Genomic DNA, 11,644 nt, shown 5'->3' with positions numbered 1-11,644 from the left:
CGAGGCACCTTTTCCAACCAGCGAGCGATTGATCGAGAGAACGTCCCCGATTACTCCTCAGATTGCGTTTGATTCCGACGATATTCGTTTGTAGACGCTCTACATCCCGGAAACGTGAAGAAACGATTTCGGTCGATTCGAGGTCAGTGAATGGGATAACCACAGGATGTATTATTTAGGCCACCTTCTGCGTTCGTATGAGTACTATTGCGGAAATCGAACTACCTGCACAGGAATTTGCGCTTCGAGAAACGCTCCGAGAGATTCCCGAGGCCGAATTCGACGTCGTTCGTGTCGCTGCCCACGACGACGACCAGGTGCTCCCATATCTCTGGGCGTACGCAGACGATTTCGAGGAACTGGACGATGTTCTCCAGAACGACCCGAGCGTCAATGAGATGACCCTCCTCGAAGACCTGGGCGACGAACGCCTCTACCGAATGTACTGGGTCGAACAGATTCGCGTCGTCATCCACATCATCATCGAAGAGAAAGCGACGATACTGAATCTGCACGGAAAAGAGGACCGCTGGCGACTCCGAATCTTGTTCCCGACTCGCGACTCACTGTCCGCGACCTACGACTTCTGTCAGAACTCCGGTCTCTCTCTCGACATCCGGAACATCTACGAGATGAGCGACACGCGACACGGACTGTTCGGTTTGACCGAAGAGCAACACGAGACGCTGTTGATGGCACTGGAGTCTGGATACTACGACATTCCTCGTGAGTCGACGGCGGACGACCTCGCAAGCAGTTTGGATATCTCCCACCAGGCGGTTTCGGAGCGACTTCGACGCGGCCACCGGAGTCTCGTGAAAAACGCTCTCGCGGTCAGTCCGGGCGACGGTCGGTCCAGTTAAGCGTCGTTCATCCGTCGACTGGTCTCCGTACCGCACGAAACACAGGTACTAATCCGATACGGTTCACGCGAAAAGGCGCTCGTCTGAGCGTTCTCGGTTCGAATTTCGATTTCGACGCGGTGTGCCGTCTCCCGTGAACACTGCTCGCAGTGTTCGTCTACCCCTTCCGCTGGAGAGAGACTCATAGCTTGATCCCCTCTGAACCGGTATTTTGCGGGTCCACAGTGCGTTCGAGCAACAACAACTCGAAATCGTCCAGCGGTTCACTCGTTTCGTGTTGTGGCGTTCCGTACAACTTCTCGTCCGGGTCCGTCTCGTCCTCGAACTCGTGCTGTGGCTCTCCGTAGTGCACTCGCTCGTCATCCGGAGGTTCGTCTTCCTCACAGCCGTCTTCCGACTGGAAGTCGGAACGTGGTGTCGTCATAGTGATTTCTCCCTATCGAAACAGAGCGTATCTGGAAGGAGATGCCTCGTGCCTGCGACAGCAAGGGGATAAAAAGGGGCTAGTTACCGCCGAAGACCGAGCCGAGTTGTTCGCGCCACTCGCGGAGTTCGGTCAGTTCGTTTTCTACGTCTTTCACGTCCGAGCGTAGCGTATCGATTTTCCCGTCCAGTCGCGTTTCGGTTGCCGACACCGACTCCGAGAGGTCGGAGACCTCGTCCGAGAGCGTTTCGAGTTCGTCTTCGACCTCCCGCACGTCTGCAACGTCGTCTCGGAGTTCAGCGATTTCGTCGTTCAGTTCGTTCGCCTCTTCGGTGTTCGCCGCCACGAGGTCTTCGAGGTTGTCCAGTTGGGATTCGAGAACGTCGAGGTCGGAGCCGAACTCTCGCAACTCGTCGAGTTCTGTTTCGAGGTCGGTGAGGTTGTTTTCGAGGTCGGCCACCCGCGCACGGGCCTGTGCACTCTCGTCTTTCGTGGTCTCGATGTCTGCGTGTACGTCACCGAGTTCGTCACGGACCGTTTCGACCTCCGTCTCGAATTCGGCGATGATGGACTGGGCCGTCCCGTTGTCGTTGATGAACTCCTCGAGTGCTTCGGTGTAGGCCGAGAGGTCGTCCACCCGCGACTGGAGGTGGCGGATGCGGACGTTCGTGCTCTCGGGCGTGTCGAGGTCGAGTTCCTGCTGGATGAGACGGAGGTCCGTTTCGTCCACCTCGCCCGCTCGAATCTCGTCCGCGAGGGCGGCAGCGACGCTTCCAGGCCGTGGAGGTGGGGCTGGCTGTTCCGTCGATTCCGTGGCGTCTGACTCCGCCGGTGGGTCGAGAACGCTACCCGACTCGTCGACGTCGTCGTTCGGAATCGTGGGTTCCTCGTCTCCGGACGCTGCCGAGATGTCTTCGGTTTCGGTGGGTTCCTCGTCTCCGAACGAACCGTCGGACGCGTCGGCGAGCGGGTTTCGTACTTCTTCGTCGTCCAGTCCCGGCAGTGGGCTGTCACCCGCGATGACGTCACGGACGACCTGACTGCTGTCCTCGGAGACGATGTCGGTGATGGTGTGTTCTTCCATCGGTTGTTCCGTCTCGACGTCGGAACTGACTGGCGTGACCTCCTCGAGTTCGGGTTCGAGCAAGAACTCTTCCGCGTCCTGTCCGTCCGACAGTCGAATTCCGTAGACCGTCGTCAACTGCTCGTTGGGGTCGAGCGTTCGCTCGAACTGGACGCGGTGGTCTTTGTACGCCGTCCAGTTTTCGTTCTCGTAGTCGGGGTGGAAACCGACGTTGTCCATCGGGAAATCCTCCGGGATGCGGTCGGTTATCCGAACCGTGACCTCCTCCTCGCGGTCGGAGCGAAGTTCGAATCGAACTGCCGGAACGGCGAACTCGTCACCGTCGAACGACTTTTCGACCGTGATACCGTTTTCGGAGCGCGTGATAGTTTCGTTACCGTTGCTGAATTCGCTCACACAGTTCCATCCAAGAAGGGATATATAAAACATGCGCAGTACCGTCATTTCGACCGAACGTTTCCCGAAGTAAGCGGGAGGTTACTCTTCGTCTCGCGTTTCTCGGTGCTCCTGGTCTTCGTCCAAGATGTCTTCGTCCGAGATGTCTTCGTCCGAGATATCTTCGTCCGAGATATCTTCTACCTGGATGCTGACCGGTTCCGCCTCCGATTCCTCGTCGTTCAAGTGACTGTCGAGATTGAACACCGTGTTGAGTTCGCTCTGTACCTGGTCGACGATTCCACCGACGAGTTCGCTCGGTGCGATAGCGGTGTACTCGTAGGGATTGTTGCCTGCCCCGGCACTCTCGCGTTTTTCCCGCGTGACGTACTCTTCTTCGTGGAGTTCGGCGAGCGACTCCCGAACGGTGCTCGGATAGAGGCCCGTCCCTTCGGCTATCTCCTCGCTCGTGCTCCCCGGATGCTTGCGAAGGTAAACGAAGATTCTGGCGCGCGTTTCGGTGTCGAGCACCCACGAGAGCAGGTCGACGATACCCTGGTCGAAACCTTCGACTGCGCGGTCGGCTTCCTCTTCGAGACGCTTTCTCCCACGAGAGAGCGGTTTCTCGTCGTTCTCGTCGTCCGTCGTTTCCGTCTCTACCGGTACTTCGTCTCCGCTCGGTTCGGTGTCCGTCGGTCGGTCGTCGGTGTTGTCCCCAGACATGTTGTTCCCAGAAGGACAAATGCCGGTGTCAGGTAAAAAGCTTGCTTACAGCAAGAGTGATCGACAGAGGGCGTCGAAGCTGGCTTCGTCTCGGATGCGCCGCTGGCGTTCCGCGCCGCTTTCGCAGTCGAAGATGTCCTGAATTCCGTCGACGCCGAGTCGGTCACACTCGCGTTGGACGACGTCGCCGAGTGATATCTCTCCGTCACGCGAACGGTCGATGAACGATGCGTCGTGCCCGTAGCGCATCGCGCGCCACTTGTTCTCGTCCAGCAGTTCTCGACGGTGACGATGGCCTGTCTCCCCGTCCTCGTAGCGTTCCAAGAGGTCGGTGACAAGCGCGTGGGTGTACTCTACGAACGCCAGCACGTACTCCGGGTCGGCCTGTCCGTCCGGCGTTCTGACTTCGACGGTTCCGTGCTCCGAGTGGGGCCGTACGTCGTACCAGAGTTCCCCGCGGTCGTTTATCGACCCCTGTTCGACCATCATCTTCTCGAACTGCGCGAACTCCTCGAAGTCGTCGAAGTCGGTCGGCATCCCGGTGTTTGGGAGTGCCTCGAATATCTTGGCGCGCGCGGACTGCAAGCCGGTGTCGTAGCCGTTCCAGTACGGGGAGTTCGCCGAAAGGGCGAGCACGACGGGGAGATACCACCGCATCTCGTTTGCCACCCAGACCGCGGCGTCTGCGTCGTCGACGCCGACGTGGACGTGCATTCCTGCGGTGGTGTTGCGGTGCTGTGGATACTGGATACGGTCGAGTTGTGCCCGATAGCGTGGCTTTTCGGCGTGTTCCAGTTCACGCCACCTCGCCCCGGGATGGAGCCCCGCCGCCGCGATACCGAACCCCTGTTGGCTCGCGTGTTCGACCAGGGCTTCGCGGACTGCACGGACGTGCTCGTCGACGTTCGAGAGGGTAGATTTCGGCGTCTGGGTCTCGATGACACATTTGAACAGTTCGTGGTCTAGACGGTCTTCGAGTATGTCCGGTGGCTCGGAACCGTAGACGAGTTCGTCGGTCGCTCCGGTCGGAAGGCCTCGCTCGTCGACGACGAAAAACTCCTCTTCGACGCCGAGTGTTCCCCGCTCCGTGAAATTCTCGGCCGAACCCAAATCCATTTTTCGGGAGTTAGCCACCCGGCAGGTAAATACTTCCGAAGACGGTCATCGCTACCGGGGAACTGCGACAACGGCGAGATGATCGTCGTGAAACGGTTCGAGTCGGCGGGTTTCGAGGGCCTCGTACCCCTCGCGGAGCGTTTCCAGTGCGTGGTCGAACACGTCTTCGGGGTCGCTCGCGACGTCCTCGCTCCGGGCTTTGATAGCGAGCACGAGACGGCCACCGTCGTGGAGGAACCGACGGTTCTCGCACGCCACGCGCGCCTGCCCACGAGTCGCCACGTCCTGAACGAGGACGTCGACGTTCGACTCGACCACGTGTGCGTAACTCGCTGGCTTGCGAGCGTCTTTGAGGAGTGGGAAGAGGTTCTCACGTGCTTCGACCACGTCGAGCAAGTCGCGGGTCGGCCGGGGCGCGAACTCGACGGCGTAGGTGGCACCCGAGAAGTCGGCAACGTGACTCACGGTCGTTCCACTGGCCGCGCCGAGATAGAGTACCTTCTCGTTGCCCTCCAGTCCGGTGTCCATCCCGTGTTCCAACATCGCGGCGAGTTTGGACCGCCGGGCGTCCCAACACCGCCACTCGCCGTCGGTCGGTTCCCCGTAGACGGGGTTCCCTCGCGTCGCCAGTCGCGTCTCGCCGTCGAACTCGCGGCGTTCGACGCCATCGGGGAGGCCCGTTCGTTCGTCGGAACGGCTCACTCGTCGTCACCCCGAGAACGAATCGTCGCCATCCGACGGTCGAGTTCCGCTTTCAACTCGGGCTTGCGCTCGCCGGAGTAGTGGTCGACTCTGGCGGCGATGACCAGCTTTCCGGAGAGCGTGCGTGCCGCCGACCCGCGCTGGTCCGGTGCGGTTCCACGGACGTAGTCGTGGGTGTAGATGACGCCGTGTTTCGGCGAGGACGCTCGACCTCGGAGATGAGCGAACAGGGCGTTCTCGGCACCGAGTACCTGCACCGTCCCACCGGGCATCTTCGCCAGCGATTCGAGCCCACCCGCCAGTGCGACGAGTCGGGCGGCGAGTACCGGCCCGGCGAGGTCAGAGAGGTTGGGAGCGACTGCCGGAGCCTGTCGTTCCACGAACGAGCGGAGGTCGTCGCGCTCGTCCGCGAGGTCGGTGACGCGTTCGGCGAGCGAGACGAGGCGTTCGTCGACCGGCGATTCCGGCTCTTCGCCGGCGAGTTCTCTGGCGTACTCGATACCGGTTCCGGCGTCGGGATAGCGGGTTCCAGCCCACTCTGCCACCCGTTCTGCGAGCTCGTTCGCTTCCGACTCGCAGTCGTCCATCGCTCTGACGGCGTGGACGAGTTGGCGGTCGTCTGCACGCTCTCGCTCACCGACCGCATCGTGCGTCGCCCGGATGCTGGCCGCTCGTAGCTTTGCGTAGTAGTCAGACTCGTCCTCGGCGAAGCTGGTTTCGACGGCTCGTTCGGGCCAGTCCGCCGGGACGTCGGCGCTCCCCTCCCGGATGGCTCGTGCGCCCGCCTCGGCGTCGTCCGGGTCGACGCCTTCGAACCACCCTTTCTCGGCGTCCGATTCGGTCATGCTCGTGGGTTGTGTGGCGTCTCGTTTAAACCTACGTTTACGGTCACGCACACCGCGAGCGGCTTCGAACGACGCGAGGCTCGGTCACTGCCGACGAATCGATGTGCACCACTGCTTCCAAAATCGAACGCGCCAGACCGCTCAACTAATGGCTCTTACGGCGATGAAAGTCGTTAAGACCCACCCCGCGAGTTGACCCGTATGGCCGGTCTCTACGCGCATCCTGACTACTACGAAATCGCCTTCGATTTTCGCGACGTGGCGGCCGAAGTGGATTTCTTCGAATCCTGTCTCGACCGATTCGGCGACGGTACCAGCGAGGCAGACTCGGTGCTCGAAGTCGCCTGCGGTCCCTCGCCGTACCTCCTCGAATTCGACGCTCGTGGGTACGAGTTCACTGGTCTGGACGACTCGCCGGAGATGATTGCCCACTCCGTCGAGAAGGCGCGCGAGCACGACATCGAGGCGACGTTCCTCCGGCGGGACATGGACGACTTCTATCTTCCAGAGCCGGTCGATTTCGCCTTCTGTGCGCTCGGGTCGCTCTATCTCGACTCGAACGACGACCTTCGCTCACACCTCGATTCGGTCGTCGACAGCCTGACTCCGGGGTCGCTCTACTGTATCGACGGCTCGATCGACTTCCCCGGTGGCAGCACCTCCCAGAACGAGTGGGAGACGACGCGGGGCCAGACGACAGTACGCTACAGTATCGACCACGAGCCAGTACACACGACCGAGCAACTGGTTCGCCAGACCGTCACGGCGGGGGTCGAGACGCCCGACGGAACGCGCCACTTCCGCGAAGCGTACACCATCAAGTCCTTTGCCCCCCAAGAGTTCCGTATGCTCGTCGACGAATCCGAGTTCGAACACGTCGGCTGGTTCGATAGCTTCGACCTCTCGAAACCGGTCGAAGAGTGCGAACCGGGAACGCTCCACCGCCCCGTCACGGTACTCAGGAGACGATGATGTTCGTCACGCTCTGGGACTGGCAGTCCGAACTGGACGAGTCGTTTCTCGACGCCTCGCCCGAGGAAATCCGCCAGCAGGTACGCGAGTACGTCGACGGCGACCGACGGGAGTTCGACCTCCACGTTACGCTCCCCGACGACTTCACCGGGCGGGTCATGGCCGCGATGACGGAGATTCCACGCGGTGAGACGCGAACCTACGGCGAGGTCGCCGAGGCGCTCGACACCGCTCCCATCGCCGTTGGACAGGCCTGTGGGCGCAACCCCGTGCCCATCGTCGTCCCCTGCCACCGCGTCGTCGCGGCGGACGGCCTCGGTGGCTATTCGGGTGGTGGAGACGACCGACTGGCGCTCAAAAGACGACTGCTCGACCTCGAATCGCGGTAGTTACTCGTCCGGGGCGACGCGCGTCACTCGTCCGGTCACACCCGACTCCAGTTCAACCTTCACGCCACCGGGGTCGGTTTCCCCTTCCGAGAGTATCTTGGCGATATCACCCCGAAGCGGAGGGGCGTCATCTGCGTTCTCAGCGTTCATCTGCTCTATCTCGACGGTCATCCCTCGACGCAACTCCTCTCTCGTCGGTCGATTTGCGGACATACGACGGACTACGGCGTTCGAGCCAAAGAGCGTGATGGCACCGTTGCTACCGTCTCTCGATGTCTGTGGTACGTTATGACGTACCAATAAGTTTAATTCGGCTACAAAAAGATTATAACAATTGGGGCAAAAGACGTTACTGCGGCGCCATCATCTCTCCCCCTTCCGTCGAAAATCGAGTGTTCTCTATTCGAACTTCTCGAACGGCTGTGAACAGCCGTTACAGAAGTGCATCGACCGACAGAGCGACGGCCCTTTCGGGTGTTCGCGCTCGGTGTCCGTCGAACCGCAGTAGGGACACTCCGCACCCGAGTCCTCGCCGCTCGTCGTCACGCTGGGGTCTAGACGTCTCATATGCTCAGTCCGAACTCCCGCAGGTCGTCTTTGCCCTGTTCGGTCACCATCTCGATAGTCCACGGCGGACTCCAGACGAGTTCGAGGTCGGCGCTCTCGACGCCGTCGACTGCCGCGACGTCTTCTTCTATCTCCTCGGTCAGCATCTTCCGCGCCGGACAGCCGGTGTACGTGAGGGTCATGACGACAGTCACCTTCGTTCCGGCGGCGTCGCCGGCTTCAGGAGACTCTGGAGGAGTCTCACACTGCACCCCGTATATCAACCCCAGGTCGACGATGCTGATGGGCATCTCGGGGTCTTCGATGTCGTAGAGGGCGTCCCAGACGCGCGCTTCGATTCCGGTCGCACCCTCGCCCGTGGCGGGCACCTCGTCGGGGGAACGTCCGCTCTTCGAGTAGTCGGTGTACGCACACGGCGTCGCGTCTAATTCGATGTCTTGTGGTTGATTACTCATCGTCGGGGTCGGGCATGATTCGGTGGGCTTCGCTTCGCCCGAGTTCGCGGTACGAGTGGGTCATCTCGTCGTGGAGGGCGAACCAGTCGTCGGTGTGGGTCCCATCTCGTCCGCGGTGTTCGGGGAGCAGTTCGTCCGGGTCGCCGTCGCGGAGTTCTTCCGGCACGTCGACGTCGAGCGACACGAGGAACGGAACGACGACGTCGAGCCACTGGTCGCGCATCGCTTCGAGCGACCGGGTGCGTATTCCGAGGTCGTCTATCTGCTCGTCGGCTTCGCCGCCGACGAACAGCGTCAGCGCGTACGGGAACAGTTCGTCGACTGCCGCCTGTACGCGCTCTCGTCCCTCGTCGTCGCTGGCGAGTCGTTCGAGCCAGTTCTGGGCGTGTTCGCGGTGATAGTCCTCCTCGCTCAGTATCTTCGCCACGCGGTCTGCGATGCGCGGATACGAGGTGTCTTCGAGGGATTCGAGGCGCAGCTGTTCCGCCACGTCGTAGAAATACCCACGGACGATGGCGTCGGCCCAGCCGCCCGATTCGAACGGCAGTTCCACGAGCGTCGAGTGGCGGAACTCGCTCGGGTCGCGCTCGAAGATGAGGTCGGATTCGGAGTAGCCGAAGTCCTGCAACAGGTCGTACCAGAGGCGAGCGTGTCCGAGTTCGTCCTGTGCGATGTTCGAGATGGCGAGGTCCGATTCCAGCGTCGGCGCACGAACCTGCCACTCGGTGTAGCGCTCCGCGAGGACGAGTTCGTCGTCCGCGAGGCAGTAGAGCAGTTCCTCGACCGCCGCTCGCTCGTCGCCGCTCAGTTCGTCGGGTCCGGCGAGTTGTGCCGACATCACGCCTCACTCCGTTGGCGGTCCGCTTCTTCCTGTTCGGCTTCGGCGTCTTCTATCTCCTGAGCGAAACTGGAGTCGATACGGTTGTACGCCATCACCCAGCGGTAGGATTTGTCCGTCGTTCCACCGAAGGCCGTCTCGTCGGCGTTCACCTCGCCGATTTCGTCTTTCGGTACGACCCAGATGCTGTTCGTCGGTTTGCGTCGCCCGTGCTGTATCTGGGCGAACATGAGCGCCATGTCGCGGTCCGGCGCGTGGACGTTTCCACAGTGGGTGTGATACTCGCCTTTCTTCTCCTGTCGGAATACTTCCCAGATCATATTAATCAGCCGCCACCGGCGTGTTCGAACCCGTCGATTCCCAGTCGTCCAGTACGTCACGAACCCATCCGACGGCGTCCTGTGCGTTCTTGCGGCCGTTTATCTGGCCGACGCCGGGTTCGTAGCTGTTTTTGGCGATCTTGAAGAACTCGTCCCAGTCTAAATCGTCTTCGCGCACCGTGTACGTGCCCGTCTCCTCGTCGCGCTCGATTCGCGGTTCGTCCGGAATCTCCAGGCCGTACTTTTTCGCCTTCGGGATGTAGGCGTTGAGGAAGGCCGTGCGCAACTCGTCGTTCGTCATCGTCTTCAGCCCCACATTCGCGGAGAAGTCGTGGTGGGTGCTCTTGTCGTCGGTCGGCCCGAAGAACTGGATGATGCGCGGCCACCACTTCTCGAAGGCCTCCTGGAGGAGTTCCTGTTCTTTCTTCGACCCCATGGAGAGTTCGCGCATGATGTCCTCGCCGTGTTTGACGTGGAATCCCTCCTCGAAGCAGACCTTGTCCATCGCGTGTGCGTAGGGTTCCCAGCTCGTGCGTTTCAGGGTCGCCTGTCGGCGCATCGCCGCGCCGTCGACGAAGAAGGCGATCATCGGCGTCTCCCACCAGTGGTCCATCTCGTAGTGGAAGCAGTTCAGGAACTTGCCCTGGCCGTTCTCTAACTCGTCCATCATCTGTTCGCGCGTCTTGATGCCGAGCGATTCGGCGGCCCGGTAGAGCAACTGACCGTGGCCGATTTCGTCTTGCACCTTCGCGCTGAACGCGAGTTTTCGGTCGAGGCTCGGAGCTTGACGGATGAACGGGCGCTCCAGATACGCACCCATTATCTCCGAGTTCGCGTGGAACTGAATCATGCGGGTTGCGGCCTTCCGGTACTCCTCAGGCATGTCGTCCTTCGGATTGAATTCCCGAGGACCGGCCCGCTCTTTGACGGTCTCGATGTCCATGTTCGATCATTACGCGTCCCGACCCATACGAGTTGACCCGTTCATAGACTGGATTTAAATACCCGTGCGGCGTACTTTCTTCGAATGATAGGCGAGTGCCTCGTCGTGGAGTTCACCGTCACCGGGGACGACTGTCCGCTCGCGGAGGCGTCGCAGGCGACCGGCGTTCGAATCGACTGTCAGCCACCACAGCATCGAGACGATGGGTACGCTCTCCTGCGATTCAGCGCCCCGGAGGGGAGCGACGGTCTCGCCGAGTACCTCGACGCGGACGACCGAATCAGGTACCTCCACGTCTCGACCACGGACGGCAGGCAGAATTTCAGATGTCTCTCGAAACATCCCTGCGTCGTCCGCGAACTGACGGACGTCGGATTCATGGCGGAGTCGCTCCGCTATCAGGACGGCCGGGGAAAGTTTACGGGTGCGGTCGTGGGCCACGACGTGCTACAAGGCGTTCTCGAGGAAGCAGGTGAGACCGTCGGAATGCGATTGGAGCGCGTCCATCAACTCGGGTCCGAGGACGAGAACGTCGTCGCACAGCAGTGGGACGTGACGCCTGCACAGGAACGCGCCCTCCGAATCGCCCACGAGATGGGGTACTTCGGCGTTCCCCGCGAGACCACCGCGAGCGAAGTGGCCGACGAACTCGGCATCAGCAAGTCGGCTTTCCTGGAGCGAATCCATCGCGCGGAGCGGTCGTTTTTTTCGCAGGTATTCGCGTAACGTCATATTTTCAGCCCGTAGAGCCCTCGTCGAAAGGTATTTATCCGACACGGTCGGCTGTTACGCTGACGTGTCCGCATTCGCCGTACCGTCCCGAGTGACATCCTCCCCGGCGTAAACGGCGGGGCTTCCCGTACCGCGTTGGGATATTTACGGTTCGCAGATGCTCGCTGGTTCAACGACCGTCCCCTGTCCACGACTCGGGTCGTGTTCTCCACGACGGAACAGGTTGACTACTGGACGTGCCACACGCCCGCTACTCCTATCCACAGAGGGATTCAGAGTTACCTTTTGTGCTTGGT

17 protein-coding genes are annotated in these 11,644 nt (G+C 61.0%); 4 read left to right on the top strand and 13 right to left on the bottom strand.

Features of this window, described 5'->3' with window-relative positions; genetic code table 11:
• The first annotated feature begins 197 nt into the window (after positions 1 to 197).
• A complete protein-coding gene (locus tag ACR3FF_RS22890) occupies positions 198 to 863 on the top strand; it encodes a helix-turn-helix domain-containing protein (RefSeq protein ID WP_458190449.1) in 666 nt (221 codons plus the stop codon).
• Here the strand turns inward: ACR3FF_RS22890 and ACR3FF_RS22885 are convergent.
• The 7 genes from ACR3FF_RS22885 to ACR3FF_RS22855 form a co-directional block, all read right to left on the bottom strand.
• Positions 860 to 1,048 carry a DUF7835 family putative zinc beta-ribbon protein gene (locus ACR3FF_RS22885; protein WP_458190448.1) on the bottom strand — a complete coding sequence of 63 codons (189 nt, stop codon included), beginning with the start codon at positions 1,046 to 1,048 and terminating at the stop codon, positions 860 to 862. The genes ACR3FF_RS22890 and ACR3FF_RS22885 overlap by 4 nt on opposite strands.
• Positions 1,045 to 1,287 carry a hypothetical protein gene (locus tag ACR3FF_RS22880; protein WP_458190447.1) on the bottom strand — a complete coding sequence of 81 codons (243 nt, stop codon included), beginning with the start codon at positions 1,285 to 1,287 and terminating at the stop codon, positions 1,045 to 1,047. The genes ACR3FF_RS22885 and ACR3FF_RS22880 overlap by 4 nt, the downstream gene beginning before the upstream one ends.
• A gap of 79 nt (positions 1,288 to 1,366) precedes the next feature.
• Positions 1,367 to 2,767: an AAA family ATPase gene (locus ACR3FF_RS22875; RefSeq protein WP_458190446.1), complete on the bottom strand. Its 1,401-nt coding sequence runs from the start codon at positions 2,765 to 2,767 to the stop codon at positions 1,367 to 1,369.
• Positions 2,768 to 2,848: 81 nt separating this feature from the next.
• On the bottom strand, positions 2,849 to 3,469 hold the full coding sequence (locus ACR3FF_RS22870; RefSeq protein ID WP_458190445.1) for a winged helix-turn-helix transcriptional regulator: 621 nt from the start codon (positions 3,467 to 3,469) through the stop codon (positions 2,849 to 2,851).
• Positions 3,470 to 3,514: 45 nt separating this feature from the next.
• Positions 3,515 to 4,585 (bottom strand): glutamate--cysteine ligase, encoded by a 1,071-nt coding sequence (locus ACR3FF_RS22865; RefSeq protein ID WP_458190444.1) that lies wholly within the window; start codon positions 4,583 to 4,585, stop codon positions 3,515 to 3,517.
• A gap of 51 nt (positions 4,586 to 4,636) precedes the next feature.
• Complete coding sequence (locus ACR3FF_RS22860) at positions 4,637 to 5,287, bottom strand: fibrillarin-like rRNA/tRNA 2'-O-methyltransferase (protein ID WP_458190443.1); 651 nt, start codon at positions 5,285 to 5,287, stop codon at positions 4,637 to 4,639.
• Positions 5,284 to 6,132, bottom strand: coding sequence for an NOP5/NOP56 family protein (locus ACR3FF_RS22855; protein WP_458190442.1), 849 nt, complete (start codon positions 6,130 to 6,132; stop codon positions 5,284 to 5,286). Before ACR3FF_RS22855 ends, ACR3FF_RS22860 begins: the two co-directional genes overlap by 4 nt.
• Before the next feature lie 201 nt (positions 6,133 to 6,333).
• Here ACR3FF_RS22855 and ACR3FF_RS22850 point away from each other — a divergent pair, with 201 nt between their 5' ends.
• Positions 6,334 to 7,104, top strand: a complete 771-nt coding sequence (locus tag ACR3FF_RS22850; RefSeq protein ID WP_458190441.1) for a methyltransferase domain-containing protein — start codon at positions 6,334 to 6,336, stop codon at positions 7,102 to 7,104.
• Positions 7,104 to 7,493: a methylated-DNA--[protein]-cysteine S-methyltransferase gene (locus ACR3FF_RS22845; protein WP_458190450.1), complete on the top strand. Its 390-nt coding sequence runs from the start codon at positions 7,104 to 7,106 to the stop codon at positions 7,491 to 7,493. The genes ACR3FF_RS22850 and ACR3FF_RS22845 overlap by 1 nt, the downstream gene beginning before the upstream one ends.
• Here the strand turns inward: ACR3FF_RS22845 and ACR3FF_RS22840 are convergent, their stop codons facing one another.
• From ACR3FF_RS22840 to paaA, 6 genes are all read right to left on the bottom strand, one after another.
• On the bottom strand, positions 7,494 to 7,706 hold the full coding sequence (locus ACR3FF_RS22840) for a DUF2196 domain-containing protein (protein WP_458190440.1): 213 nt from the start codon (positions 7,704 to 7,706) through the stop codon (positions 7,494 to 7,496).
• 186 nt (positions 7,707 to 7,892) lie between these two features.
• Positions 7,893 to 8,060 carry a 1,2-phenylacetyl-CoA epoxidase subunit PaaE gene (paaE, locus tag ACR3FF_RS22835; RefSeq protein ID WP_458190439.1) on the bottom strand — a complete coding sequence of 56 codons (168 nt, stop codon included), beginning with the start codon at positions 8,058 to 8,060 and terminating at the stop codon, positions 7,893 to 7,895.
• The gene (gene paaD, locus ACR3FF_RS22830; RefSeq protein ID WP_458190438.1) at positions 8,057 to 8,515 is read right to left on the bottom strand and encodes a 1,2-phenylacetyl-CoA epoxidase subunit PaaD; all 459 of its coding nucleotides are present in this window, start codon (positions 8,513 to 8,515) and stop codon (positions 8,057 to 8,059) included. Before paaD ends, paaE begins: the two co-directional genes overlap by 4 nt.
• The gene (gene paaC, locus ACR3FF_RS22825) at positions 8,508 to 9,353 is read right to left on the bottom strand and encodes a 1,2-phenylacetyl-CoA epoxidase subunit PaaC (protein WP_458190437.1); all 846 of its coding nucleotides are present in this window, start codon (positions 9,351 to 9,353) and stop codon (positions 8,508 to 8,510) included. The genes paaD and paaC overlap by 8 nt, the downstream gene beginning before the upstream one ends.
• A complete protein-coding gene (paaB, locus tag ACR3FF_RS22820) occupies positions 9,353 to 9,673 on the bottom strand; it encodes a 1,2-phenylacetyl-CoA epoxidase subunit PaaB (RefSeq protein WP_458190436.1) in 321 nt (106 codons plus the stop codon). Before paaB ends, paaC begins: the two co-directional genes overlap by 1 nt.
• Position 9,674: 1 nt before the next feature.
• Positions 9,675 to 10,616 carry a 1,2-phenylacetyl-CoA epoxidase subunit PaaA gene (paaA, locus tag ACR3FF_RS22815; RefSeq protein WP_458190435.1) on the bottom strand — a complete coding sequence of 314 codons (942 nt, stop codon included), beginning with the start codon at positions 10,614 to 10,616 and terminating at the stop codon, positions 9,675 to 9,677.
• A gap of 84 nt (positions 10,617 to 10,700) precedes the next feature.
• Between paaA and ACR3FF_RS22810 the strand changes: the two genes are divergently transcribed.
• Positions 10,701 to 11,342, top strand: coding sequence for a helix-turn-helix domain-containing protein (locus tag ACR3FF_RS22810; protein WP_458190434.1), 642 nt, complete (start codon positions 10,701 to 10,703; stop codon positions 11,340 to 11,342).
• Positions 11,343 to 11,644 lie beyond the last annotated feature (302 nt).

The organism is Haladaptatus ordinarius (assembly GCF_054177595.1).
Note: the sequence above shows the minus strand (reverse complement) of the source record. Positions and strands in the feature narration are given on the sequence as shown.

Excerpts from the sequence above, each read along its gene's own strand:
- ACR3FF_RS22890 (WP_458190449.1), top strand. The coding sequence starts at position 198 with ATGAGTACTATTGCGGAAATCGAACTACCTGCACAGGAATTTGCGCTT.
- ACR3FF_RS22885 (WP_458190448.1), bottom strand. The coding sequence starts at position 1,048 with ATGAGTCTCTCTCCAGCGGAAGGGGTAGACGAACACTGCGAGCAGTGT.
- ACR3FF_RS22880 (WP_458190447.1), bottom strand. The coding sequence starts at position 1,287 with ATGACGACACCACGTTCCGACTTCCAGTCGGAAGACGGCTGTGAGGAA.
- ACR3FF_RS22870 (WP_458190445.1), bottom strand. The coding sequence starts at position 3,469 with ATGTCTGGGGACAACACCGACGACCGACCGACGGACACCGAACCGAGC.
- ACR3FF_RS22865 (WP_458190444.1), bottom strand. The coding sequence starts at position 4,585 with ATGGATTTGGGTTCGGCCGAGAATTTCACGGAGCGGGGAACACTCGGC.
- ACR3FF_RS22855 (WP_458190442.1), bottom strand. The coding sequence starts at position 6,132 with ATGACCGAATCGGACGCCGAGAAAGGGTGGTTCGAAGGCGTCGACCCG.
- ACR3FF_RS22850 (WP_458190441.1), top strand. The coding sequence starts at position 6,334 with ATGGCCGGTCTCTACGCGCATCCTGACTACTACGAAATCGCCTTCGAT.
- ACR3FF_RS22845 (WP_458190450.1), top strand. The coding sequence starts at position 7,104 with ATGTTCGTCACGCTCTGGGACTGGCAGTCCGAACTGGACGAGTCGTTT.
- ACR3FF_RS22840 (WP_458190440.1), bottom strand. The coding sequence starts at position 7,706 with ATGTCCGCAAATCGACCGACGAGAGAGGAGTTGCGTCGAGGGATGACC.
- paaE (WP_458190439.1), bottom strand. The coding sequence starts at position 8,060 with ATGAGACGTCTAGACCCCAGCGTGACGACGAGCGGCGAGGACTCGGGT.
- paaD (WP_458190438.1), bottom strand. The coding sequence starts at position 8,515 with ATGAGTAATCAACCACAAGACATCGAATTAGACGCGACGCCGTGTGCG.
- paaC (WP_458190437.1), bottom strand. The coding sequence starts at position 9,353 with ATGTCGGCACAACTCGCCGGACCCGACGAACTGAGCGGCGACGAGCGA.
- paaB (WP_458190436.1), bottom strand. The coding sequence starts at position 9,673 with ATGATCTGGGAAGTATTCCGACAGGAGAAGAAAGGCGAGTATCACACC.
- paaA (WP_458190435.1), bottom strand. The coding sequence starts at position 10,616 with ATGGACATCGAGACCGTCAAAGAGCGGGCCGGTCCTCGGGAATTCAAT.
- ACR3FF_RS22810 (WP_458190434.1), top strand. The coding sequence starts at position 10,701 with ATGATAGGCGAGTGCCTCGTCGTGGAGTTCACCGTCACCGGGGACGAC.